Raw genomic sequence first — 26,219 nt, 5'->3', positions numbered from 1 at the left:
TACACCTAACAGGAAAGTTGGACAATATTCAAGATTGTCAACCGTGCGCGATCCTGTTAAAAGAGGGTACCTGATTGATGCATACTAGTATGATCAACTCCCCTTTTTCCATAAAGATTGCCAAGAGTTTGGCAGGATTCTGCCGTTCCGAAAAGGGCAATCGACAAAATCATGAAAAGCCCCGGTGAAATTGTCTGATTTCCATCGCGAAGAACATTTCCGCTTCAAATTGTTCGATGACAGTGCCACTTATACGACAATTCGCTGTCTTAAAGAAGAAGACTTACGTTCCGTATGGCTGATCGATATTCCTGAACGTGGCCTGACAACTCTGAAACGCTGGCCGATCTCCTGGAAACTCCGCTGGAAATCACTTTTCAAACAGTCACAACCTCAACGTCAGATTTCGGGTGCCTGGAAATTATTGACCGCTGGCATCAATACCCCTCAACCTGTGACTCCCGTTTATCGTGCCGGAGATTTTTTTCAATTGGAAATGCCATTTATCGAAGGGGCTACCGTATTTGACCTGTTAAATTCTGGCGAAAGTTACTCTCATGCCGAACAATGTTTGATCGCCAGAGAGCTGGGAGAGATTGTTCGAAAACTTGCGTCAACTCATTTACGACATCGCGATTTGAAATTGGAAAACGTGGTCGTCAAACCCGCGAATCAAGTTCAACAAAAACCAACCCTCTGGCTGATTGACCCTGTCGGAATCCGTAACTGCCTGTCCCCACTCACTGCCATCGTATATATGCTCGACCGGCTGGCCATTCAGCCCATTCACGAACGAATCCCGCTCCCGACTTCACTGCAAATCATTTGTATACGTTCTGCCGTTAATTCAATCCCGCGCAGGCAGCGTAAACTCCTTTTTCAGAAATTGCGAAAACAACTTCAAAGTTCGACCCGAGAAACAGGGCCACTGAATGATTGATCTTGCTCCGATTGACTAAAAGCAATAAAAGCACCTGTTGTAAGCTTACTTTTCCAAGGCTCTTTTGTCTTTCCATGTAAGACACTCTTTTCTCAGGTCTGACATGAGTTCATTCGAACAAAAATCATTGTTTTTCAAATCACCCCAGGTCGAAGAAGCATCCGGCAAAATCTGGCTCAAACGAGCTTTGATTCTCTGGGCGGTGCTCTGGATCGCGGTGAGCGTGAAATTTGTCGTCCAGCCAGAGAAAAAATCGGTATACCCCTGCTTTGCCGATTCTTCAATTAACTGGTGGGCTGACCACAGCTTGTACGATAATGAAACCCAGAAGACGGGTTTTCGATATAGCCCGACGTTTGCGTTGGCTTTTTCTCCCTTTGCAATTCTGCCTGCCACCCTGGGTGGCATTCTCTGGTCTGCGCTGAATATTGTTTTGCTGGTTTTTGCGCTACGCTTATTAGTCAAAGAAATCTTTCCGGGAGAGTGGACGAAATTTCAAGAAGCCTGTTTTCTAACACTCAGTCTGGCAGGCTGCACGCGTGCCATCTGGTCGGCTCAAAGTAACTCACTTGTTTTCGCGTTAGCAGTTTTCGCGGTGGTCTCTCTGAAAAAAGAGCGTTGGTGGGCAGCCGCTTTTCTGCTGGCCGCTGCCGTCCATATCAAACTTTGGCCTGCCGCCCTGGCGTTGTTGTTAATGGCTCGCTTCCCCAGACAGCTCTCAGTGCGATTTGCCGCCGCTGGCGCAATTCTGGTTGTGCCTCCCTTCTTAACGCGTCCCTTGCCTGTTGTGCTGCAACAATACCAGGACTGGTATGCTTTACTCACGGGACCTTACAGAACACTCAGGCAAGCAGGACTACGCGATGCTTACACCATTGCCGAGCACTTTGGAACGTATGTGGATGATCGAGTTTATACCATTCTGCAACTGGGATTAGCCGGACTTGCTTTATTCTGGTGTCTTAGATTGGCTACAATCGCGCGTACACCCGAGGCATATTTCACAGGCGTTCTCATGACCTGGGTTTGCTGGCAGTTGCTGGCTGGTCCCGGAACAGAAAGACTAACTTTCCTGCTCGCCGCCCCAATTGCGAGTTGGGCGCTCATAGTCAGCCTTAAGGAACACTGCTATCCATCATTAGCGGCAATCGCCTGGCTGATGCTGATCCCCCTGGGTACAGGAGGAGTCGAACGCCTGCTCCTGCCGGTGGCTTCCTGGTCGCCCGCCCTGCTACCACTGGGAATTATTCCTCTGATGGCCTGGCAGATAGTCTACTTAGAGAGCCGAGCCGGGCAGAGTCTGGCAATTCAAGAGATCGAACGTAGTGACCATTTGCAGAACCAGGATCCCTCATGGGCCGCCTGATTTCGCTTCAAGCCGCTTTTTTGTTCTGCTGATCCAAGAGGGAAACGACTGCTCGAAAGACCTGGTCTGCTCGGAGATCTTTCATACAACGATGGTGCCCTAAGGGACACACTCGCTGCTGGCAAGGTCCGCAGTCCAGATCCAGCTGTAAATGCAAACCACGGTCATAATAGGTTTCACTCCACAAAATATGAGTGGGACCAAACAGTGTCACAACGGGCACTTGAAAGGGAGCTGCAAAATGCCGTGGCCCAGAGTCGGTTGTGACCAGCAACTCGGCCTGTTGAATTGCCGCTTTTGTCAGTCCTAAATGAAGTGGTTCCGCCGCCAGAGATGTCACCAAATGATGGTTGGCCTGTTCTACAATCTGCAGCGCCTCTGTTTTTTCAGCTGGGCCGCAAACGACTAATACGGACCGATCCAATTCGTTTGCAATTCGCTCAGCCAGTTCCCCAAAATGCGCCGTGGGCCAATGCTTGGCAGCTCCGAATGCACCACCGGGATTCAAACAGATCAAAGGTCGACTCTTGAATTCAGCGGACTGTTGATCTAGAAATGCTTTCCAACGTTTCTGATCTGCCTCGGTCACTGCCAGTTCCATCGTTCGGGAGAGAGGCAGAGAGACCTCTGAATCAGTTTGAGCTTCTTCAACCAGGAAGGTGGCAATCCGCAGGTATTCGTCAATCGCGGGATGAGGCGTCTGTTTGTCTCTGGCTGGAATCGCATCTGTTAACAACCAACCACGTCCGTCACGATTAATGCCAACTCGCCGCGGAATCCCCGCTAAAAATGCGAGCCAGGCACTACGAAATGAATTGGGAAACAGAATTGATAAGTCAAATCGCTCGCGTCTGAGCTGCTGTAAAAGTTGCAAACGGGAGACAAGATTTTGACCACTTTTTAAGGAGATGGTACGATCAACCAAATCTAAACCGTCTAAGGCATCTGCGACATACGGTCTCTGAATCGTCACAATTTCAGCATCCGGATACTGATGTCGAATCGCCCGCAGTGCCGGTGTTGCCATCACAGCATCACCAATCCAATTTGGTAAAAATACTGCAATTTTCATCCGGCTTTTCGTTTCGGAGGTTCAATGGGGGAATTGGAAGAAGAGGCAGCAGATTCTGTTTCCTGATTGCTGCGAATGATTCCGAGAACTTGAGTTGTAGAAATTCCGGGAGTGACTCCAAGGGCTTTGACTTCGCCGCCATAAGCCTCAACGATCTCCCAACCAACGATTTCTTCTTTTTCATACGTTCCGCCTTTGACCAGTAAATCCGGCTTGAGTTGCTGAATTAACTCACAAGGCGTTGTTTCATCAAAAATGATAACGTAATCAATGCCCTCTAAGGCAGCCAGCATCGATGCCCGATGCGTCTGGCCAAAGATCGGGCGATCGGGGCCTTTATTTAAGGTTCGGACACTATCGTCACTGTTGACGGCAACGATCAGACAATCTCCCTCAGCGGCTGCCTGCTCCAGATAGGAAACATGCCCGACATGCATCACATCAAAACACCCATTTGTGAGCACGACCTTCTGTCCCAGTTTTTGACGGGCTTGTATATGCCGCTGCAACTCTTCCAGAGGAAGTACTTTTTCGCTGGTAACCCGCGATCCCATCAGGAGGTCAGCCAGCATCTCCTCACGACTGATTGTGACGACACCAATCTGTTCCACTTCCAGACCGCCGGCAACATTGGCCAGACGCGCCAGATCTGCAGGAGCGATTCCTGCAGCGCTCCCGACACCAATCGTAGCCAGGACCATGTCACCAGCACCAGTAATGTCATACACTTCGCGCTTACGTGTCGGCAATAGTTCGGTAGTACCATCTGACTGGGTTAATGCAATGCCGTCACTGTCAAGTGTAACAAACACATACTCCAGATTCAGGTCATGGCATAATTTTTTGCCAGCACGAAATGCATCGTCTTTTGATTTCACTTCAAAGCCAACGGCCCGCGATGTTTCCAGTCGATTAGGGGTGATCGCCGTCGCGCCAGAATAAATCTGGTATTCACGACCAGGGCAAGGATCAACGATCACAGGAACTCCGACTCGTCTCGCTTCTTCCAACACCGTGGCTAAGATTTTGGGAGTGCAGACTCCTTTCGCGTAATCACTAACCAGAATGGCCTGATGATCTGGAATCATTGGCAAAATGATATTGAGTAATGTATCTGTTGTTGTTTGATCAAGGGGTGTATTTACTTCGCGATCGACACGCAGGATCTGATGTGGGTGCCGCTGTTGAGCGCGCCCCATAAATCGTTGTTTGACAGTAGTTGGACGGCTGGCATCAGCAACGATTGCCGTGCAATCAATGCCTTTCTCGATGAGCTCATCCCTGACGACAGTTCCATCCATATCGGTGCCAGTCACCCCTGCCATTGTTACTTCCGATTCAAGACCGATCAGCATATTGGCAACATTCGCTGCCCCTCCCAGCCGAACTTCTTGAGTATCTTCCCGCAACAGAATTACAGGTGCTTCCTGGCTGATCCGTTCTGCATTTCCCCAGGTATATCGATCCAGAATCAAATCACCCAGTACCAGAATCTTGGGATGACCTAATTTTTGAATAGTATTGATTAAATGATAGGACATAAATCAGGCGTTTCAGATGTTGTTATAAATCCAGTTCAGTTAATGTGATCTGTAATCATCACAGGCTGCGGAATCATCATCAGAACCTGAGTTTGAGTCAATGCCGATCTTGTCAATCTGGGAAGCATAGCGTCATTGGGGGGCAAAGTTTTCAGGATTGGATTTTGATGCTTTGGATCTCGATCAAAGAGGTACCTGAAGCACATTTGAATCACCGAAAATGGGCTCTTATTTACCAAACTGCAATTCCAACAGCAGTTCTTTAACAACTGTCATTGGAATCTCATCCCGTTCAATCATTTTTGAAGAGCTGATGAATACCGGCGCTTCGGTCTCTTCTTTCCCCGGTGTAGGTAATCGACCATGACTGCCTTTTACTAGGTTTGCATCCAGGCTAGTCAAATCCATGTAATAGCGAAAACCTAATTTTTTCTGGGCTAATCGGCGTGCGATTCGCAATTTTGGAAACCGAATCTGTGGATCAATAAAGAGTTCAACCGGGTCGTATCCTGGCTTGCGATGAATGTCTACGGTACGTGCATAATCGGGGGCAACACGATCATCAAGCCAAAAATAATAGGTAAACCAAGCCCCCGGAGCTGCCACAACCACAAGTTCACCAGACCGTGCGTGGTCGATTCCAAATTCGACTTGTTGACTCTGATCAAGCACCATTTCGATGCCATCAACTTTTTCAAGCAAAGATTTGACGTCCGAAATTTGATGAGGGTTTTCGATATACACATGAGCCAGTTGATGATCAGCAACGCCAAAAGCGGCAGATGCGCCACAGTCAAGTGTCTCCCAGCCCAAGGCTTCCTTCCTGACCTGTAACCAGCCGTGTTCCCGCAAAATGCGATTAATATGAATCGGTTTTGAAACATCGGTAATCGCATACTCCGAAAGTACGACGACCTCAGCACCAGCATTTTGAGCTACTTGAATTAAGCGTCCGGCCTCGTGATCGATGTCTCTAATGTCCTGATTAATAGAAGAGTCATTCACTCCCAACCGCTGGAGGTTATAGTCGAGGTGTGGTAAATAAACTAATGTGAGGTCTGGTTTCTTATCCTGGAACACTTGAATCGAAGCATCGACAATCCAACGCGAACTGGAAATATCCGCACCAGGCCCCCAGAATTTCAATAGCGGGAAGACTCCCAGTTCTGACTGTAGTTCGTCTTTCAGACTTTCTGGCTGACTGTAAGAATCAAAGACTTTTCGTCCATCGGCTGGATAACTTGGCCTTGGAGTAACAGACCATTCGACGGGGGCATACATGTTATACCACCAGAACATTTTCGCTGTGGTATAATCAGGTTTTATGTGTTTTGCTGCCTCATAAACGCGCTCACCATGAACCAGCTTATTCGACTGCTTCCAGAACATCACTTCAGAAAGTTCGCGGAAATACCAACCATTGGCGACCACACCATGATCACGAGGCAAAAGCCCTGTCAGTAGCGTCGACTGAGCGGAACATGTGACTGCCGGCAAGACAGTGCCCATAGGCTTAGAAAACCCCTGATCTGCCAAACGCGCCAGATGTGGTGTTTGATCTCCCAACATCGCATGGGTAAGTCCCACAATATTGATCACAACTAACGGTTTGACCATATAGACTACATCCCCATAAGCATCTCATATTAAATAACTTACATCTATAATTCAGAAATAAGTTTACCCTACCTCAATCTAAATTGGAAGTTGGTCTAAAGGACAATTGATGAGTGATAATCATGCCTTTTTTAGGAAGGATCATCGAAATAGACAGTTAGATTTTGAAAAACGATACGTCTCACCCAGAGCTAAGAAGAATCTCTAAGGAGATGTATACATACATTACAAAGTCTGTTTGGAAGCATCTACCAAAGACAAAACTAATATGCTTTGATGAAAAGTAGACTCAGAGAATTTAACTCATCCTATTGCTAAATAGTATCTTATGGCCATGTAAGTGTACTTATGAACAAAATGTGTTTCCCAAAATCACCAACACACAACAACTGTTTTTAGAGAGATAACCCTTTATCTGAGTAGATTTATATTGACTACTCACATTCACTATTTTAGCTTATTTAACATTTATAAACTATTTGGGATAATCCATATTATCAAAAAGGTTTGATTCTGCATTTGTAATAATTTGTAAGAAAACCGATAATATTTTTGGCCAATCTAAACGTCTAGAATCCCGATCTACGATTCTCGTACCAATTTGCTAGAGAGACTGAAACCATGGTAGTGGGCCGTCAATCCTTCGTGTCGTCAATTCTTCAACAGATTTCTTTGTTGAACTGTCTCCGTCGAGGCCAGAAAAAACGTCAAGACCGACAGAAGTCGCGTCGTTTGGCCAGCACCTATTCCACGGTCGAGCAGCTTGAAGATCGAACACTTCTGGCCGGTGCTTCTTTGGTAAATATCGAACCGAATATCGATCTTTCCCTGACTGATGGGGAAGTTTATAACGAAGCGCCCAACGAATTCACATTTAAATTTTCGCCTGGGCAGCAAATCGATGCAGCCTCACTTGGTGGGATTCAATTCGTACGCAGTGGTCTGGATGGGACCTTTGATGATGGTAATGAAGTCGTCATCCAACCTGGCTACATTGGTATTGGCGATGAGGCAAACGAAGTCATCGTGCGGTTTGCCGAATCGCTGCCTGATGACAACTATCAGATTACAATCTTCGGCACTGGTGTGACTCCATTACTTAATCAGAATGGCGAAGCATTCCAGGATGGCGTTGATCAAGTCATCAACTTTGAACTCGACCTGGGTGCGAAAGTTGTCGCCGTCGTTTCTCAACCGATATTGCGTGGCCAGAACCTGACGGTAGATGATGTTGCTGACATCAACGATGGTGACTTAATCACCATTAGTGTTGGTGGAGCTCAAACAACCTTCGAAATGGATCTGAACGGAGATGGCCTGAATGACCCTTCGAATATTCAGGTTATCTACACCCCCACTGATTCCCCTACTGATGTTGCAACAGCAATCAACGATGCCATTAATTTATCTAACCTGGTGATGGATGGCTACATCACCACTTTTCAGAATGGCGCAGAAATCCAGATCTCAGGCAATTCATTCACACCTGCCATTGGATTTTCATTAGTTGATTCCAACAACGCGGCATTTTCGCGTGCTCAAGGCGACTTCGTCGCTAAAAATGATCAGATTCTTATTTACTTCAACGATGACGACCTGAATCCAGATCTCGCAAACGATTCCAGATTCTATCAGGTAATTGATACGTCAACAGATACCCCCATTGATCCCCTGACCTATACCGCCACTTATGATCCCCTTTCCGATGTCACCGTTCTCGAATTTGCTAACCCTTTAACTCCAGGGCAGCAGTACCGTTTGCGTGTCGGAGTCTCAAATACTCCCGATGAAATCACAACGGAAAACTACACCACCGCTGATAGCGAAACCATCACAATCCTCGCAGGTGCTGGCGGAATGGTAACCCCTGCAAACGGAATGTTAATTACTGACCTGATTTTGAATGACCCATCCAATCTGGTGATCGATGGTGCCGGCAACTACTACTTTGTCCACACCGACTCCTCTGATGGCACCATTCGTATCCTACGCGTTGATCATCAGACAAATGAAATCACGATCATCGCAGGAACCGATGGAACAGAGACTCCCGCTGACAATGTCCTGGCAAGCGAGTTACAGTTAATGGGTCCGCAAGACCTGGCTTTGGATGTCGACGGGAACCTGTATCTCACTGTTGGGGGCTACGTTGATGGCGGCTACGTTTTAAAAATTGATAGTGTCACACAGCTGGTCACCGTTCTCGCGGGAGGGGGAATTGATGCCACTCCCGATCTTGGCGACGTACCCACAGACCTGCAGTTAGATACCCCTGCGCAATTGACGGTTGACGGTGATGGAAATGTTTATTTCCATGATTCCGGTTTAAATTCGCTCATATTGATTGATGCAAATTCTGGTTTAATTTTAGGAGCTGCTAGTACGGTTCTCGCAACATCACCTTTTTTAATTACCGCTGATATCATTGATTTAGAAGTCGATGCTTTAGGAAACTTATATGCAGCGGTGGCAATACCTTTTCTGAATACACAAATCGTTCAAATAGATACAACGACCGGTGGATTTATCACGATTGCAGGCGACGGAGCTGTAACTGACCCCACGATTGTGAATACACTTTCAACTGACCTGGACCTGTCAAACCTTACGGATATGGCTTTTGATGCGGATGGGTTTCTGAATTATTCAGACTCGAATGGCTACATCGTCAGATTTAATCCCTATGCAAATCCTGCTGAGCGATTTGTAGAAGTCATAACAGGCGACGGTGGTGGTGGATCGGTTTCAGATGGTGAGCCAGCTGCGACCGCTGACCTGAATTCTCCCACTAGTCTGGCCATTGGAACGGGAAATACACCTTACTTCTTTGACAATGGTCACAATCTGCTCTTGCGAGTCGAAAACCTGCCCGACCAGAATTCAGCGTTTGATAACGCGACTGATCTGACTGCTAGCGGCAGTGTCACATGGGACGCAGGCACTGAAGAATTTGTCATCACCTCAGAAATTCAACCACAGGGAATCGGCTTACCTCCTCTGCCTGGTGGAACGGACGAACCGGGTCACCGTCAACTGCCTGCGACTCTCGATTCTCATGTAGGCAGCAGTGGAACCAATCCCGTTGTCGGTGGGTCGATTTCGGTCATTGGCTATAACTTCCAAGACAGTTATGGCTCCGGCTTTGACGTTCAGGGGAACCCTGTTCACAACGCCATTACAGAAGAACAAAAACAACGGACGCGTGAAATTTTTGAAATTTATGCGTACTACCTGGGCGTTGAATTTATTGAATCCGCTGACCAGGGAATCACCATCGTTACGGGTGACCTGCGTGTTGCCAATCCAGGGCTTCCCGTTGGTCCCGGTGGCGTAGCCGGTGTCTCGACAGGCCCCTTGGTAATCATGGATTCGACCGACTTTACAACCCCTGAAGACGACGTCTATGGCGGTTCCTGGATGAATGTTGCCTTCCATGAAATCGGACACTCACTTGGTTTAGGGCATTCCTATGATATTCCTTCGATCATGGGAGATCCCTTGCCTCAAGACAGTGACCAGACCGTTTTTCCTGGTGACCATGATCTTGCTCACCTGCAAAGACTCTACCGCGCTGATGCCAACGATATCGACCTGTATCAATTCCATCTCGATGAATCAGGAACGTTTCGTGCCGAAGTATTCGCTGAACGCCTTGATAACGTAAGTCTGCTGAACAGCGCACTCACACTGTTCGATGAAAATCACAATGTCATTGCCCGCAATGATGATTACTTCAGTAACGACTCTTTCCTGGAACTGACATTGGCCGAAGGAACGTATTTCATCGGCATCACCAGCACTGGAAACCTGGACTATAATCCTGAGGTCGAAAATTCGGGCGATAATGGAACCACCGATGGTCACTACGAACTACGTTTGAATTTCTCGCCGGACCCGGTAGACGATGATATTGATCCTGCCAACATTGAAGTCCTTCTGGATGAGTCAGGGACGCAGTTTGACGGCGACTCTGATGGCACTCCCGGGGGAGCCTACGACTTCTGGTTCGTTGCCAGCGATCCATCAAATACGATCTACGTGGATAAAACCAATGCTCCTGGGGGCGACGGAACATTGGGTAATGCTTATTCCAACATTGCTGAAGCACTTAATAATGTCACCGGCACCACAGAGGTCATTCGCATTCTGGGGAATGGTGGTGAAGACGGCGACCTGCGAACAACGGATGACAGCTATAACTACCTGATCGGATACGATGATAACTTCACCCCTCTGGAAGATGGAGAATCAATCGTTGTACCACAGGGCGTTACGATGATTATCGACCAGGGTGCCGTGATTAAGCTGCAGAACACGGTGATTGATGTCGGTAGCTCCTCAGTTCTGGAAGATCGTGGAAATGCGGCTTTGCAAGTTTTAGGCACCCCCGATGCCCAGGTTGTTTTGACCTCGTATGGAAATGACGCTATTGGCGGAGACGATGATGGCCCTTCTGATGGTGCTAACGCTGGTGACTGGGGCGGAATTATCTTCCGTGCAGATTCAGATTACGAAGAAAATAAAGTCTTCCTGAACTATGTTGCCAATGCGGATATTAGTTATGGGGGGGGGCAGGTTTATGTCGACTCAGTGCTCCAGACATTTGCACCAATTCATGTCGATGGTACGCGACCGACCCTGGCTTATAACACCATCTCCTACAGTGCAAATGCCGCTATTTCAGCTGACCCAGACAGCTTTGATGAAACTATCATCGATGGCGCTGGGAATTATAATCATGATCAGACGTTAAAGCGAATTGGCCTCGATATCTATGGAAACACCATCGTCAATAATTCGCTCAACGGGTTGTTCATTCGAACGGAAACTCTGTTTGGTCAGGAAATTGACAAGGTTGAAGTGACTGCACGGTTTGACGACTATGATATCGTGCACATCATTACGGAAAACCTCTTTATCGATGCCGGGAGCGGTGGCCCCGTTGATATGGGATCGGGACTGGAAGCGCGCTACAGTGGTAGCGTCCGCTTCGACCCCGGCTTGATTGTCAAACTGGGTGGATCGCGAATCCAGACAGGACGCGGAAATGCAGGCTTCATTGCGGAAGGTACTGAAGAATCACCGATCATCTTTACTTCGATTTTCGATGATCGCTATGGCGCTGGTGGCACATTCGACACCACGAATAACGACATTGAAGGAGACGCTGAACGAGAAGCCATGTACGGTGATTGGGGCGGAATTATTCTCAATCAGACGTCACACGGTTCCATTGATCACGCCGTGATCGCTTATGCCGGCGGCGTTGTCCCCATCGAAGGTTTTTCCGATTCATTCAACGCAATCGAGGTACATCAAGCCGATCTGCGGATCACGAATACGCTGTTTGAAAATAATGATAGCGGTGCATCAACAACCAACCGTAATAATCTCGGACGGAATGAGGCCACTACCATTTTTGTACGCGGTGCGCAGCCCATTATTGTGAACAATTCGTTCGTCAATAACAACGGCAGCGTGATCGACATCAACGCCAATTCCCTCAAATCGAATATTGTTACTGATTATGGTCGCTCAACAGGAGTTGTTGATTCGTTTGACGAACTAGCAGGAAATTCAGGCCCTCTGGTTCGACTGAATCGTTTTGAGGAAAACCGCCCCGATAATGAGAGGGACAGCATCCTCGGAATGGTCGTTCGCGGAGAAGTCCTGACCGTTGAATCGGTCTGGGATGATATCGATATCGACCATGTTGTTTTTGATACGATTACCGTCGACAATTTCCACACCTATGGTGGTTTAAGATTGCAGAGCTCGACTGAAGCCAGTCTCGTTGTCAAATTTGGTGCTAATGCGGGCTTCACTGCGACAGGTCATGGCTTAGACATCAACGATCGCATCGGCGGTATTGTTCAGATCATTGGGGACCCTCAAAACCCGGTTGTATTAACTTCCATCAATGATGATACCATTGGTTCGGGAATCGGCGTTGATGGGTTTACCGTCACCGATACCGTAACCGGATCTTTGACGGCACCGGCAGCGGGCGACTGGACCGGGCTCCAATTTCTGGAATTCAGCCACGATCGGAACGTTGCCCTCTACGACGAAAATGAACTGACAGTACTTGATTCAGAAGGCAATGTGAATGGAATTATTCGTCAGGCACAGTTCCTGGGAGAATTAGCACCAGATGAGCAGAGCGGCGATGAAAACCGCCGCCTTGGCTTTGAAGTGCATGGTTCGATTGCAGCCAATGATTCCACGGATACTGATATTTACAGTTTCAATGCCGAGGCAGGTACGGAAGTTTGGATCGACATCGATCGTACAGGGCTTGCCCTCGACACCGTCATCGAACTTCTGGACCCACTGGGACGTGTTTTGGCCATCGCTACAAACAACACCGATGCAGTCTACCCCACAGGTTCAACCGGTCTGCTGACAAACCCGCTTCCTTTGATTGAGAACCCGAACTTCGGGGGAGATTTCTACTCCAGCAACCCGAATGACGCGGGTATGCGTGTCGTACTTCCCGGCTTTAACGGTATCCTGACAACCTACTTTGTCAGAGTACGAAGTGCTTCAAGTGATTTATCAAACGTGGATGCTGGTGAATCCAATGGAGAATATCAACTTCAAATTCGTCTCAGACAAGTCGATGAAGAACCAGGCTCCACGGTCCGCCATGCGGATATACGCTATGCCACAGATGCGATTTATCTTGCTGGTCTCCCCGCACACTCCCCTCTGATCAATGAAACCGTTGAATCAAATGATAACAATGACACGCGCGGTAATGCACAAGTCCTGGGTAATCTATTAACCAGTGAGCGTAACACAATCGGTGTCAGTGGAGATCTGACGGATGGCGATATCGATTTTTATCAGTTTGAATTGACCATTGAAGATATTCAATCGATCGGTGGAGTGAATGCGGGCGGCAAAACCTGGGCGACCATCTTCGACATCGACTATGCTGATGGATTAGGTCGTGCCGATACGACTCTGTCCGTCTTTGACTCCCAAGGACGACTCATTTTTGTCAGCCGTGAATCAAATGTCGAAGATGACCAGCCGGGTGCAGGGGAAGGCGCCGACGCAGATGATCTCACCCGTGGTTCCTTCGGCACACTCGATCCCTACATCGGCTCTGTGCATATGGCCGAGGCGGCTACCTATTATGTTGCTGTGACCGCACACACACATCTTGCCAGTGCCTTGCAGTCAACCTATGATGGCTCTACCGCTAATGCCCTGGTACGCCTTGAACCAATCAACTCACTACAACGAGTCATTGAAGATCACATCGGATCACAAGGCTACTCATCCAACGGCGTCGATATCGAACCCGATGGCGCTCTGTTTGACATCACAGATCCAACTGCACCAGAAACTGGTATCGACACCCACGTTACTGATTTCAATCTGTCGGACGTCGTTCTCTTCACCACTAACGGGCTCAACCTTTCCACCATTGATCCACAATTCGGTGACTACGAAACCGATGTAGGAGACATCAACGGTATCAACACAAACAACCGAGTAACAGATATCGTCATGCGATCTGATGGTCGATTGTTTGGTATTGCTGAAAACCAGTTTATCGAGATCGACACTGCCGGAATTGCCGGAAACGATCCGACAACTAACATGACAGTTCAAGGAACAACTAATATTCCGATCATTGCCGGGAATCAAACCATTCCCGCAGGATTTACAAATGCTTTAAACAACCTGGGCACGTCATTAAATAATTTGCGCACACATCTGAATCTGTTTAATGACAGAGCGACAGACAACACCACTGCAAGCATTCAGGCGATGACATTTGCCCGTGTTGGTTTTGATACGGATAATAACGTTCCGATATACGAACTGTATTATGTAGTTTCCGAAACGGGACGCGACAACAATGGAAATACAGTCAATTTCCAAAAACTGTATGAAGCCGACCCGGATAATGGCGCGATCATCGGTAATTTTGAAGTCAATAATAATGGCATCGTCCAAAATGGATTCCGAGGCTACCTTGCAGATAACAATGCGACTACAGCAGCTGATTATCTACAACAAAGTGATACTGCCGGAACACCCCGAACTGGTGGTCTCTATATCCAGTCTGTTGTTCCAGGTACTGCGGGAAATGGAATTACTGTTACTTTCGCAGAACATGCCGCCGCAGATCGCATTGATGTTGCCGGTGGAACCATCACAATCAGTCTGGACAATCGTAATTCGGGAGCAAATGCCTGGAATTTGGGCGAAATCGTTGATGCCATCAATGATCATGCTACCGCTAGCCAGCTTGTTAAAGCAGGTATGATTGGAACTGCTGCTACCAATGGTTACCAGGCTTTTAATGGCGACACCCTTGTGACTGGTGGTGCTACTGGAACTCCCGATTTTAATGCCTTGGGAACCATTCAGGGGATCGCCTTTAATGACTTTAACGTTGATACAAACCCTGTTGGTGGAACTACACCACTGGTTGGCGTAACCAGTACAGGAAATATCGTCAATATTGATGTATCGATTAATGATGGCTCGGCTCTGACCATACAGAACACGCATGCTGGGATGAATTTCACTGGAGCCGCCTTAGGTCCACAAAACCTTTATGAATCTGCTTATAGCAATTATGTCTTTGCCACAACGTCCACCGGAGAGTTGGTAGCCTTTGACAGTACGGGAACTCTCCAGGGAGTATTCGGCACAGGAGTCGCCGATGATGGTAGCGGCGGTGGAGACGATTCCGTTGATGCCAATATCGCGAGCACTGGTATTGCCTTCTCCCCCCTGGACTTCAACCTCTGGCATACAACACAACGGCAGGGAACGACCGCTGGTCATGGTATCAATGCTGCCCCCGATAACAGCCGTGTGCCGAGTGAAGTTGATCTCACTCTGGACAAATCCAATTCCAACAGCGACTTCGATCAAGCCGATGGTGCCATCAGTTTCTACTTTGGTCTGGAACAGTTCCATCAGCCGGGAACATCCACTCAAAACAGTTATTTAACTTACACTCCTGGTGCCGATAATTCACAGTACGGAATTTTCAACAACGATTTTCTGCGCGACCTGACGAACAATTCCTCGATTGGCAATAATGTCAACTTGCCTGGTGGTGCGTTGGGAAGTTTGACGACCAATTCCTTCAGTCTGGATGGCTACCAGGAAAAAGACGCCCCGACACTGTATTTCAGCTATTTCCTGGAAACAGAAAATACGGATTCCGCAAACAATGTTGAAATGCGAGACAGCGCGCGTGCCTTCATTTCAACCGACGGCGGCACAACATGGATTCTGGTGGCGACTAATAACTCGACCAAATCAAATTCTGCGAATGACTGGGAGTTGCCGACTTATATCACGCATACTGCGGCTGAAAACACAAATAGTGATGACAATGGTCGCGAGTTTGTACAGGAGCTATTCGATAATACGGGCGTCTGGAGGCAGGCTCGCATCGACCTATCAGAATTTGCTGGTGAAAACGATCTCATGCTCCGCTTTGACTACAGCACTGCAGGTACGGTTGATACTCACGGCGGTAATGCCGTTGAAAGTGATGTTTTTGGAAATGTAGACAGCGCCTTCGATACAAATCGTCGAGGTCAAAATAATACCGGTGAAGGGTTCTATATCGACGATATCATCATTGGTTCTGCCGAACGTGGTGAGATGGTGACTAACGCCGATGCGGGTGTGGATACTTTCATTGATGTCTACGAAGAAATCCCTGGCAATAGTGAGCCGGATGGTGTCGCTGGCACGATTGTGACGGGCAGTTACAACCTGGAAATCCGCCGCGCTTCAGAGTATGCCGTTCTGATCAGTCCTACTGACCCTCTTATTGCAATCGCACAAGTGTTCGATACCAATGACCGTCTTGTTGAAGAAGATGGTCTACTCGGCGATGACAACTTCCGCCGTGAACAGGGAATCATTCTGGTCGAAAGCAATCAAATTCATGATTCAACCTACGGCATTAGAGTTCAAACGGTTCGCGGTGATGCTGCTGATGGAGAGTTCCCACACCAGGGAGGAACGAAAGTTCTCCCGACTCTCAATACACAACAGATTGCCCCCGGTGCCGTCATTCAGAATAACCTGATTGTCAGTACGACATTCTCGGGAGTTGCGATCCAAGGTGATATCATTTCACCGGAAAGTGTTTCCCCTCTGGTCAAAGTCGTTAACAACACTATTTACGATGCATTAGAGGGAATCACGGTCACCGGTCGCGTCAGCCCGACGATTGTGAACAATATTATTTCCAATACTGTTGGCGGGATCGTCGTTGACCCCATCTTTACGAATACGGTCGTCGTTGCGAACTTGTTCCACGAAAACACAAGCAATGGTACCGAAGGGACAAGAATGATTCAGGTCGAAAGTTTCGAAGCCCTGTTTGTTGATGCGGCGGCGGGGAACTTCTACCTCGCAGATAATTCGAAAGCGATCGACAGTTCACTGAACCGGTTGGCGGATCGTCCACTCTATGCCGCAGTGAAAAATGCCATCGGAATCCCTCCTTCTGACATCTTTGCTCCCAGCTATGATGCCTTTGGTCAGTTGCGTGTCGATGACCCAACACAATCTCCGCCTCCCGGTCTGGGATCAAACGTCTTTAAAGATCGTGGTGCCATTGAACGAGCAGATTTTGTCGGCCCCGTTGCTACAATCACTTTGCCTCCAGACAATGATGTAAATGGTGTCGACCTCGACCCTGATGCCACTGAAGTATATGTTTCCAACCCGGAAGTTTTCTCAACGATGATTGTGGAACTCAAAGACTCCGGCATTGGTGTCGATGATAATATCGTCAGCGCCCAATTCGTATTAACGGCAGAAACCAGTTCCGTTCCGCAACGGACTCTGGTTGAAGGCGTCGATTACTTCTTCAGCTACAACGCCAATACAAATGAAGCGATCTTCACCGCAGCTCAGGGACTATTCGGCCTGGATACCCTTTATACCATTACCTTAGATAATTCTGCTGCAACTGGCATCAAAGACCTTGCCGGTAATTCTCTCAATCATAACCAGCCCGATCTGTCGACCAGATTTACGATTCTTGTTACCGATGGAGAGAATGATCCCCCAGTCAACAATTACGGCGGTATTCCGATAGCCAATCCCGATCCCGGACCTGAGATCGATTTAGGTCTCGTCACCGATCCCGGACTCGAAATTGAATTTTCGTCGACTTCTTCGACGGGTAACGTACTATCCGTGACGGATACAGACGCGTTCCTGGGTACAGGAATCATCGAGGTCACTTTGACGACCGTGGTAGGTGAGGGAATCCTCACAGCCGGGATGAATCCCACAAATGCAACGGTCACTTCAGTAGATGATTACACGATCATCATTACCGGTCTGCTCGCAGATGTGAATGCGGCCTTGGACGGCATCATCTTTACACCAGAGGGGAATTTCCATCTAGATACAACCACTCTGACGATGACAACCAGCGACCTGGGCAACTTCGATAGTGTTGCTCCCGAGATCGATACTGACATCATTCTGATTGAAGTCACCGATTTTGCTGAAGTCTCTTTCAGTGAGACGAGCTACACTGTCAACGAAGAAGACGGTACTGTCGTGGTCCAGTTGGAACGAGATAAAATCGGACTGGAATCCACGGTCTACGTGAATTTAACCAACGTAGATACTACCACGGCAGATTTTGACCCTCTATTTACAACTCCCATTGAAGTTACCTTTTTAGAAAACGAGTTCTTCGCCTATGCAACGATCGAACTTTTCAATGATGAGATCGTAGAGCACAATGAAGTCTTCACGCTTGAACTTGATAATACAGGCACCGCCATTGATGCTAATATTGGCTCACCATCCTCAGCAGATGTTACTATCATTGACACAGACACCGCTGAAATCACGTTTGTGGATGACGACCTCTCTATCAATGAAGAGGACGGGACGGTGACATTCACAGTGCAGATCTCTAACGCGGTCGACGAGAATGTCAGCTTTGATCTCAGCACACAAGATGGCACTTCTGTAACCATGCGAAACGCCACCGATGAAAACCTTGATGACGACTATACGTCGCAATCAACGAACATCATGTTCGCTGCATCAAGCATTCCCGCTGCGAATCAGGATTTCGTCGTGACCATTACCAATGACGACAAGTTGGAACTGGACGAACTCTTCAATGTCGCTATGAGCAATCTGTTTGCGAATGGGCTCGAAGCGAGAATCACCTTGGATACTCCCGCGCAGGCCACGATTCTCGATGATTCAGACACCGCAACCATCGACTTTGTGAATGATACCCTCACCGTCAACGAAGAAGACGGCACGGTGACCTTCACTGTGCAGATCTCGAACGCCATCGCGGAAGATGTCAGCCTTGACCTCAACACGCAGGATGGTAGTTCGATGACCATGCGGAATGCCACCGATGAAAACACAGACGACGACTATACGTCGCAAACACAATCCTTCACCTTCCTGGGCACTCAAAACAGCGATCCGGATGTCGTTCCGGGAACACAGGATTTTGTGGTCACCATCGTCAATGACGATAAGCTGGAGCTGGATGAAGTCTTCAATGTCTTCATGAGCAATCTCAATGCAAATGGACTCAATGACAGAACGACAAGAATCACATTAGACACGCCTGCTCAAGCCACGATCATCGATGATACGGACATCGCGACCATCGACTTTGTCGACGACGATCTTTTCGTCAACGAAGAAGACGGAACGGTCACCTTCACCGTGCAGATCTCGAACGCCATCGCCGAAGATGTCAGCTTTGACCTTACCACGCAAGATGGCACTTCTGTGACCATGCGAAATGCCACCGATGAAAACATGGACGATGACTATACATCAAAAACACAGTCCTACACGCTCCTGGGTACACAAGACACCGACGTAGTACCCGCTACAAGGGACTTGGTCGTGACCATCACCAATGACGAAAAGCTGGAACTCGATGAAGTCTTCAATGTTTTCCTGAGTGCTCTCAATGCGAATGGACTCAATGACAGAACCACGAGAATCACGTTAGACACGCCCGCTCAAGCAACCATTCTCGATGATTCGGATACCGCGACCATCGACTTTGTCGACGACGATCTTTTCGTCAACGAAGAAGACGGGACGGTCACCTTCACCGTACAGATCTCGAACGCCATCGCTGAAGATGTCAGTTTTGACCTTACTACGCAGGATGGCACTTCGATGACCATGCGAAATGCCACCGATGAAAACACGGACGACGACTATACGTCGCGAACACAATCCTTCACCTTCCTGGGCACTCAAAACAGCGATCCGGATGTCGTTCCGGGAACACAGGATTTTGTGGTCACCATCGTCAATGACGATAAGCTGGAACTGGACGAAGTCTTCAATGTCTTCATGAGCAACCTCAATGCAAATGGACTCAATGACAGAACGACAAGAATCACATTAGACACGCCTGCTCAAGCAACCATTCTCGATGATTCGGATACCGCGACCATCGACTTTGTCGACGACGATCTTTTCGTCAATGAAGAAGACGGAACGGTCACCTTCACCGTGCAGATCTCGAACGCCATCGCCGAAGACGTCGGCTTTGACATCACGACGCAGGATGGTACTTCGATGACTATGCGAAACGCTACTGATGAAAACATCGATGACGACTATACGTCGCGAACACAATCCTACACGCTCCTGGGTACACAAGACACCGATGTAATCCCCGGCTCACAGGACTTTGTGGTTACCATCACGAATGACGACAAGCTGGAACTCGATGAAGTCTTCAATGTCTTTATGAGCAACCTCAATGCAAATGGTCTCAATGACAGGACCACGAGAATCACGTTAGACACGCCCGCTCAGGCGACCATTCTCGATGATTCGGACACCGCGACCATCGACTTTGTGAATGATGATCTCTTCGTCAACGAAGAAGACGGGACGGTCACCTTTACCGTACAGATCTCCAATGCCATCGCCGAAGATGTCAGCTTTGACATCTCTACGCAGGATGGCACTTTGGTGACCATTGAAAACAATGCTACCGATGAAAACTCAGATGATGATTATACATCAACAACAGAGACCAAGACCTTCCTCGGTACACAAGATACCGACATAGTCCCCACTACAAGGGACTTGGTCGTAACCATCACCAATGACGACAAGCTGGAACTGGACGAAGTCTTCAATGTCTTCCTGAGCAATCTCAATGTGAGTGGACTCAATGACAGAACCACGAGAATCACGTTAGACACGCCCGCTCAAGCCACGATCCTCGATGACTCGGACACCGCGACCATCGAATTCGTTGATGACGACATTATCGTAAATGAAGAAGACGGCTCAGTCACGTTTGCAGTCCAGATTTCCAATGCCATCTCAGTCGATGTCAGCCTTGTGCTTACCACGGAAGATGGCACTTCGGTAACCATGCGAAATGCCACCGATGAAAACTCTGACAATGACTATACCTCAAAGTCAGAAACCGTCACATTCAGTGGTACCGTGAATAGTGATCCGGACTTAGTTCCGGCAGCAGAAGAATTCATCGTTACCATTACCAACGACTCCAAGCTGGAACTGGATGAAGTCTTTGATGTCTTCATGAGCAGTCTCAATGCAAATGGACTCAACGACAGAACTACGAGAATCACTTTAGATACCGTCACACCGGCTCAGGCAACCATTCTCGATGATTCGGATACCGCGACCATCGACTTTGTCGACGACGATCTCTTCGTCAACGAAGAAGACGGCACGGTCACTTTCACCGTGCAAATTTCGAATGCCATCGCTGAAGATGTCAGCTTTGACCTCACGACGCAGGATGGCACTTCGATGACCATGCGAAATGCCACCGATCAAAATACTGATAATGACTATACCTCAGGTACGCAGTCCTTTACCTTCCTGGGCACACAAAACAGCGATCCGGATGTCGTTCCGGGAACACAGGACTTTGTGGTCACAATCGTCAATGACGACAAGTTGGAGCTGGACGAAGTCTTCAATGTCTTCATGAGCAATCTCAATGTGAATGGGCTCAATGACAGAACGACGAGAATCACATTAGACACGCCCGCTCAGGCAACGATCATCGATGACTCGGATGTCGCTGACATCAGCTTCATCGATGATGACATCACCGTGAACGAAGAAGGCACGGTGGCCTTTTTCACCGTGTGGATATCCAATGCCATCGCGGAAGATGTCAGTTTCGATCTCTTCACACAAGACGGCACTTCGATGACCATGCGAAACGCCACCGATGAAAATATCGATGATGATTACACAACCAAGCGTGAAACAATTACATTCCTGGGAACTCCTGACACTGATTTCGTACCCGGAATCCAAACCTTTGTCATCAATATCACAAATGATGACAAACTGGAACTCGATGAAGTCTTTAACGTGCTGATGGACAATCTCGTTGCCAATGGACTCGAAAGCAGAATCACGCTGGATGATCCAGCGCAAGTTACAATTGTGGACGACTCTGACACTGCCACCATCTCATTCGTTCAAGAGGACGTACTCGTAGACGAAGAAGATGGCTCAATCACATTCAACGTGCAGATTTCCAATGCCATCGCAGAGGACGTCAGCTTTGATCTCACAACCAGGGATGGAGCAGCTCCTCCAGTCGGTTCAGGAATTGCAACCAATGAAATGCTGGATAACGATTATCTTTTCAAAACACAGAATTTCCTCTTCGTAGGAACCCCCAACACTGATAACGTTCCCGGAATCCAAAGCTTTACTGTCACTATCATTGATGACGACAAAGTGGAACTCGATGAACTCTTTAATGTGTTTATGGATAACTTAAGTGCCAATGGCCTTGATTCAAGAATTACCTTGGGGCCCGATGCAACAGGAGTAATCCGTAATACTGATTCCGCGGTCATCACTATCGATCCAGTCGATGTTTCAGGCAAAGATGAAGGCACTGGAAGCGGGACAACCGAATTTGTATTCAATGTCAATTTATCCAATGCTGTTGACACTGATGTCAGCTTCAATGTTTCAACGCAGGATAATACAGCGACTGTAGCTGACAATGATTACATTCCTGTCATCGATCAGTTTTTCACTTTCCTGGGTTCATCAAATTCTGATGTGGTTCCTGGTCAACAGACATTTACCGTTCAAATCCCACAAGACAACAAAGTCGAGCTGGATGAAATCTTTGATGTCATTCTCACAAATCTGAATAGCATGGGACGCAACGTTACATTTGGCCCAGTTGCTCACGGCACAATTATAAATGATGATTCGGCAACAATTTCGATCAACAACGTTTCTCAGCTGGAAGCTGACGGTGAATTTTTCTTTACTGCAACGATTTCAAATCCGGTCGACACCAACATTTCAGTTGAAGTCTACACCGAACATAGTTCACTCCTCATAACTGACAATGACTATAATGTAGTTGCGCCCACGAGCCCCATTATTTTGAATTTCACCCCAACGGGAGCACTGACTCAGAACTTCACGATTACTGTAAACGATGACAATATCGTCGAAGGTGATGAGTTTTTCTCTACAATTCTGGCAAACCTGGACAATGCTCTTCGTGATGTATCTATTCTCAACGGCACTAACCAGGGACACATCCAAGATGATGACTCTGCAACACTTTCAATTACTCCTGTGACAGATACAGAAAACAACAGTCCATTCCAGTTTCTTGTTGAGCTCTCCAATCCCGTGGATGTTGCCATTACAGTCGATGCCTCGACCATAGATGGATCGGCTTTCGCCCCATCCGACTATCAGGCGATTGTCAATCAGCTTCTCACATTCAATCCGGGTATCACCCAGTTGCCGGTCAACGTTACCGTAACAAATGATGCGACAACTGAAGGACCGGAAACATTTGAAGTCATTCTGGAAAACCTGAATCCAAACGGCCGTGCGGTCTTTCTGACCAGCATTGCTGCCCGGAGTAACTCTGCGACTTCCGATGCTGCCGTTGCCGTTGATGTCGTAGGTGATTTCGCATACATTGCTGACCGTGATGGTGGCTTGCAGATATTCAACATCGCCGATCCTTCGAATCCGTTCCATGTAGGAGAGTACGATTTCAACCTGCAAGGCATCGCCCAGGGAATTGATGTTGTCGGGAACCTGGCCTACATGGCCGTTGGTGAAGCAGGTCTGCAAATCCTGGATATTTCTGACCCAACCAATCCTACATTTGTTGGTAGTATCGCGACACCAGCTCGTGCTAGAGGCGTCGAGGTTATCGGCAATCTAGCCTACGTCGCTGATGACAGTGGCAACGGCGGTGGTCTCCAAATCATCGACGTCACTGATCCAACCAATCCAACTAGCGTAGGAAGCTTTGGCGTCTCTACTCCCGGTGGTCTGGCGGGTGGTGTGAAAGTCATCGGAAACATTGCGTATGTCACAGACGGAAACAATGGTCTGCAAATCGTTGATGTTTCCGTTCCTGCTACTCCTGTTCAAATCCTGAATGTAGCAACCCCCGGCGGGGCTGCCATTGGACTTGATGTCGTAGGCAACTTTGCTTATGTCGCGAATCGTGAAGGTGGATTGCAGGTCATTGATATCAGTGATCCATTTACCGCTTCCATCGTCGGCACTCTGAATACTCCAGGTATCGCAACCGGTGTGCGTGTCGTGGGGAACTTTGCCTACGTGGCAGATGGGACTGTTGGCTTACAAGTCGTCGATATTACTAATCCCACGACCCCTACCATTGCCAGAACGCATAATACTCCGGGGGGTGCCCGAAGCTTGTTTGTCCAAGGCACACTGGCCTATGTCGCTGATACATTCAATGGTTTAGAAATTCTTGAATTCTTCCCCTCGACATCAGCTACAGGAACTATTCTTGATCCATCTGGTCCGCCATTAACAGGTACTGCTTCTGCTAATACTAAGATCAATACTTCACTCGTATTGAATGCTACAACAACAGACGCCAACGGAGAAACAGCGGCTGTACCAGAAAGTGAGCAATGGATTGATGAATGGGACAGCTTCTGGGTTGAAGTCTGGGGTAACACGAGTGTGGGATCAGGAATCAGTGGCGGTACTTTTGATCTGGAATACAATACCGACTACTTTACTGCTACCGCAGTCGAGTATGGGACTGCCTTTGGTAATTCCACCTCTTCAACAATTGACGATCAGACTGGTACTGTCTCAGGAATCAGCGGACAGAATAATCTGGGTACGCTTGGCTCTGGGAATCAGGTTCTGTTGGCACGAATTAAATTTGAATCGACAGAAGAAGATGGAGTCGCCATTGATCAACAAACTGGTTTCTTAGGTCCACACAGCCTGGGAATCAAAGTGAGCAATGCACAGCTTGATGTTACAGATTATGGTGGTGTCACCGCCTCAATAGCAGATTCACCGGAAACGGATTTATGGGCTGTGCCATTCGACCTGGATGATAACGGAGCTGTTAACTTCAGAGATTTGGTCTCGTTCGTATCATTCTATGGGACTTCTGTATTTGACTCTTCATCTGGACTGGCCTGGTCTTTAGACTTTGATAAGAATGGCCAAATCAACTTCAGAGATCTGACATACCTGATCAATAACTACGGTCTTACAAAAGCAAGTGGTCAACAGGTCGCCTTCCCACCGAACTTCCCGCAAGAATGGTATGGATCTTCGATCACAGCCGAAGGCGAAGATTCCCTGGATGTTCTGATTGAAGCCGCCGTTGATGAATGGAAAACAGCTACTGGCAATGAGGAATTAGCGGTTCAGGTTGTGGTAACCGATCTTGGTGGCCAACAACTTGGTGAAGGTCATATTCTGGAACTTGATGAAAATGGAATTCCGATTAAAGGCCGAGTTTACATTGATGATGATGCGGCTGGCCTGGGTTGGTACTCTTCTGTTGAAGGTCTCTCCTTCGACAGTAATGGCCAGGCAATCGCAGATTCCGCTGCTGTAGGACATTACGATCTTTACACGGTACTGTTGCATGAAATTGGTCATGCGGCCGGGTTCACTACAAGTTACTCAGCCTTCACCGACCATGTCGTTAATAACGGTCCGGGACAGGTCCAGTTTGTTGGCTGGGATTTTGTTGCTCCGCTCACTGATGATGGATTACACATTGATGAGAGCTATTCTCCAAACGATGTCTTGGGGGCCACCCTGGATCCATCCACGCGTAAAATGATCTCGTCGCTGGACGTTCGAATTCTGCAAGCTGCCTATGAAAACGCGACAGGGGCAAGCATCACACCTCTGACAGCTCCTCTAATGGCTGCTGACGAGACCTCGACCAATAACTCATCGACAACTTCATCTGCTGAAGCAGCATTTGCTTCAACTGCAATTTCACAAACAGGATCAGCTCCTGTTGACAAACAGGAATATCCTGCGAAATCGGTACTGCAACCCGAATGGAGTTACGCTCAACCGCAACTGGTTCAAAATTCCATCATGAGCATTGAACAATCAACGAATCTGGACCAATTGGCAGGTTCTTTGATCGATGTCTCTTATGAAACGGAACAGTACCTGACCGACGAGTTTGGAAAAATCAAAACGGAAGAGAGTGCATTCCAGTTTGACTTTGCCCATGAATTCGAAATGGAAGATATTGTCGAAAATGATGTGGTTGATGAAGAACTTGACAGCCTGTTTACTGAGTGGGCAGGGCCTTTAGTTTAAACAACCAGAGTCAGCTTTGATTGAGAGAGGTGA

Annotated in this window: 6 protein-coding genes; 3 read left to right on the top strand and 3 right to left on the bottom strand. The window is 47.9% G+C overall.

Annotated features, from left to right (window positions below):
• The first annotated feature begins 184 nt into the window (after positions 1-184).
• Both Pan241w_RS03420 and Pan241w_RS03415 read left to right on the top strand, forming a co-directional pair.
• A complete protein-coding gene (locus tag Pan241w_RS03420) occupies positions 185-940 on the top strand; it encodes a BUD32 family EKC/KEOPS complex subunit (RefSeq protein ID WP_145210986.1) in 756 nt (251 codons plus the stop codon).
• Positions 941-1,043: 103 nt separating this feature from the next.
• Positions 1,044-2,306 carry a glycosyltransferase family 87 protein gene (locus Pan241w_RS03415; protein ID WP_145210983.1) on the top strand — a complete coding sequence of 421 codons (1,263 nt, stop codon included), beginning with the start codon at positions 1,044-1,046 and terminating at the stop codon, positions 2,304-2,306.
• Between the two features lie 7 nt (positions 2,307-2,313).
• Here Pan241w_RS03415 and waaF read toward each other — a convergent pair whose 3' ends face one another.
• The 3 genes from waaF to Pan241w_RS03400 form a co-directional block, all read right to left on the bottom strand.
• Positions 2,314-3,378, bottom strand: a complete 1,065-nt coding sequence (gene waaF / locus Pan241w_RS03410; RefSeq protein ID WP_145210980.1) for a lipopolysaccharide heptosyltransferase II — start codon at positions 3,376-3,378, stop codon at positions 2,314-2,316.
• Entirely contained in the window at positions 3,375-4,919 is a 1,545-nt protein-coding gene (locus Pan241w_RS03405) for a PfkB family carbohydrate kinase (RefSeq protein WP_145210977.1), read from the bottom strand. Before Pan241w_RS03405 ends, waaF begins: the two co-directional genes overlap by 4 nt.
• A gap of 228 nt (positions 4,920-5,147) precedes the next feature.
• Positions 5,148-6,536, bottom strand: a complete 1,389-nt coding sequence (locus Pan241w_RS03400; protein ID WP_145210974.1) for an alkaline phosphatase family protein — start codon at positions 6,534-6,536, stop codon at positions 5,148-5,150.
• Between the two features lie 675 nt (positions 6,537-7,211).
• Between Pan241w_RS03400 and Pan241w_RS03395 the strand changes: the two genes are divergently transcribed.
• The gene (locus tag Pan241w_RS03395) at positions 7,212-26,186 is read left to right on the top strand and encodes a Calx-beta domain-containing protein (RefSeq protein ID WP_198000304.1); all 18,975 of its coding nucleotides are present in this window, start codon (positions 7,212-7,214) and stop codon (positions 26,184-26,186) included.
• The last annotated feature ends 33 nt before the right edge of the window (positions 26,187-26,219 follow it).

The organism is Gimesia alba, assembly GCF_007744675.1.
In the GTDB taxonomy this organism is placed as follows: domain Bacteria; phylum Planctomycetota; class Planctomycetia; order Planctomycetales; family Planctomycetaceae; genus Gimesia; species Gimesia alba.
This window is presented reverse-complemented; position numbering and strand designations above follow the sequence as displayed.

Bases quoted from the DNA above. Each gene is read 5' to 3' on its own strand.
- Pan241w_RS03415 (WP_145210983.1), top strand. From the start codon at position 1,044: ATGAGTTCATTCGAACAAAAATCATTGTTTTTCAAATCACCCCAGGTC.
- waaF (WP_145210980.1), bottom strand. From the start codon at position 3,378: ATGAAAATTGCAGTATTTTTACCAAATTGGATTGGTGATGCTGTGATG.
- Pan241w_RS03405 (WP_145210977.1), bottom strand. From the start codon at position 4,919: ATGTCCTATCATTTAATCAATACTATTCAAAAATTAGGTCATCCCAAG.
- Pan241w_RS03400 (WP_145210974.1), bottom strand. From the start codon at position 6,536: ATGGTCAAACCGTTAGTTGTGATCAATATTGTGGGACTTACCCATGCG.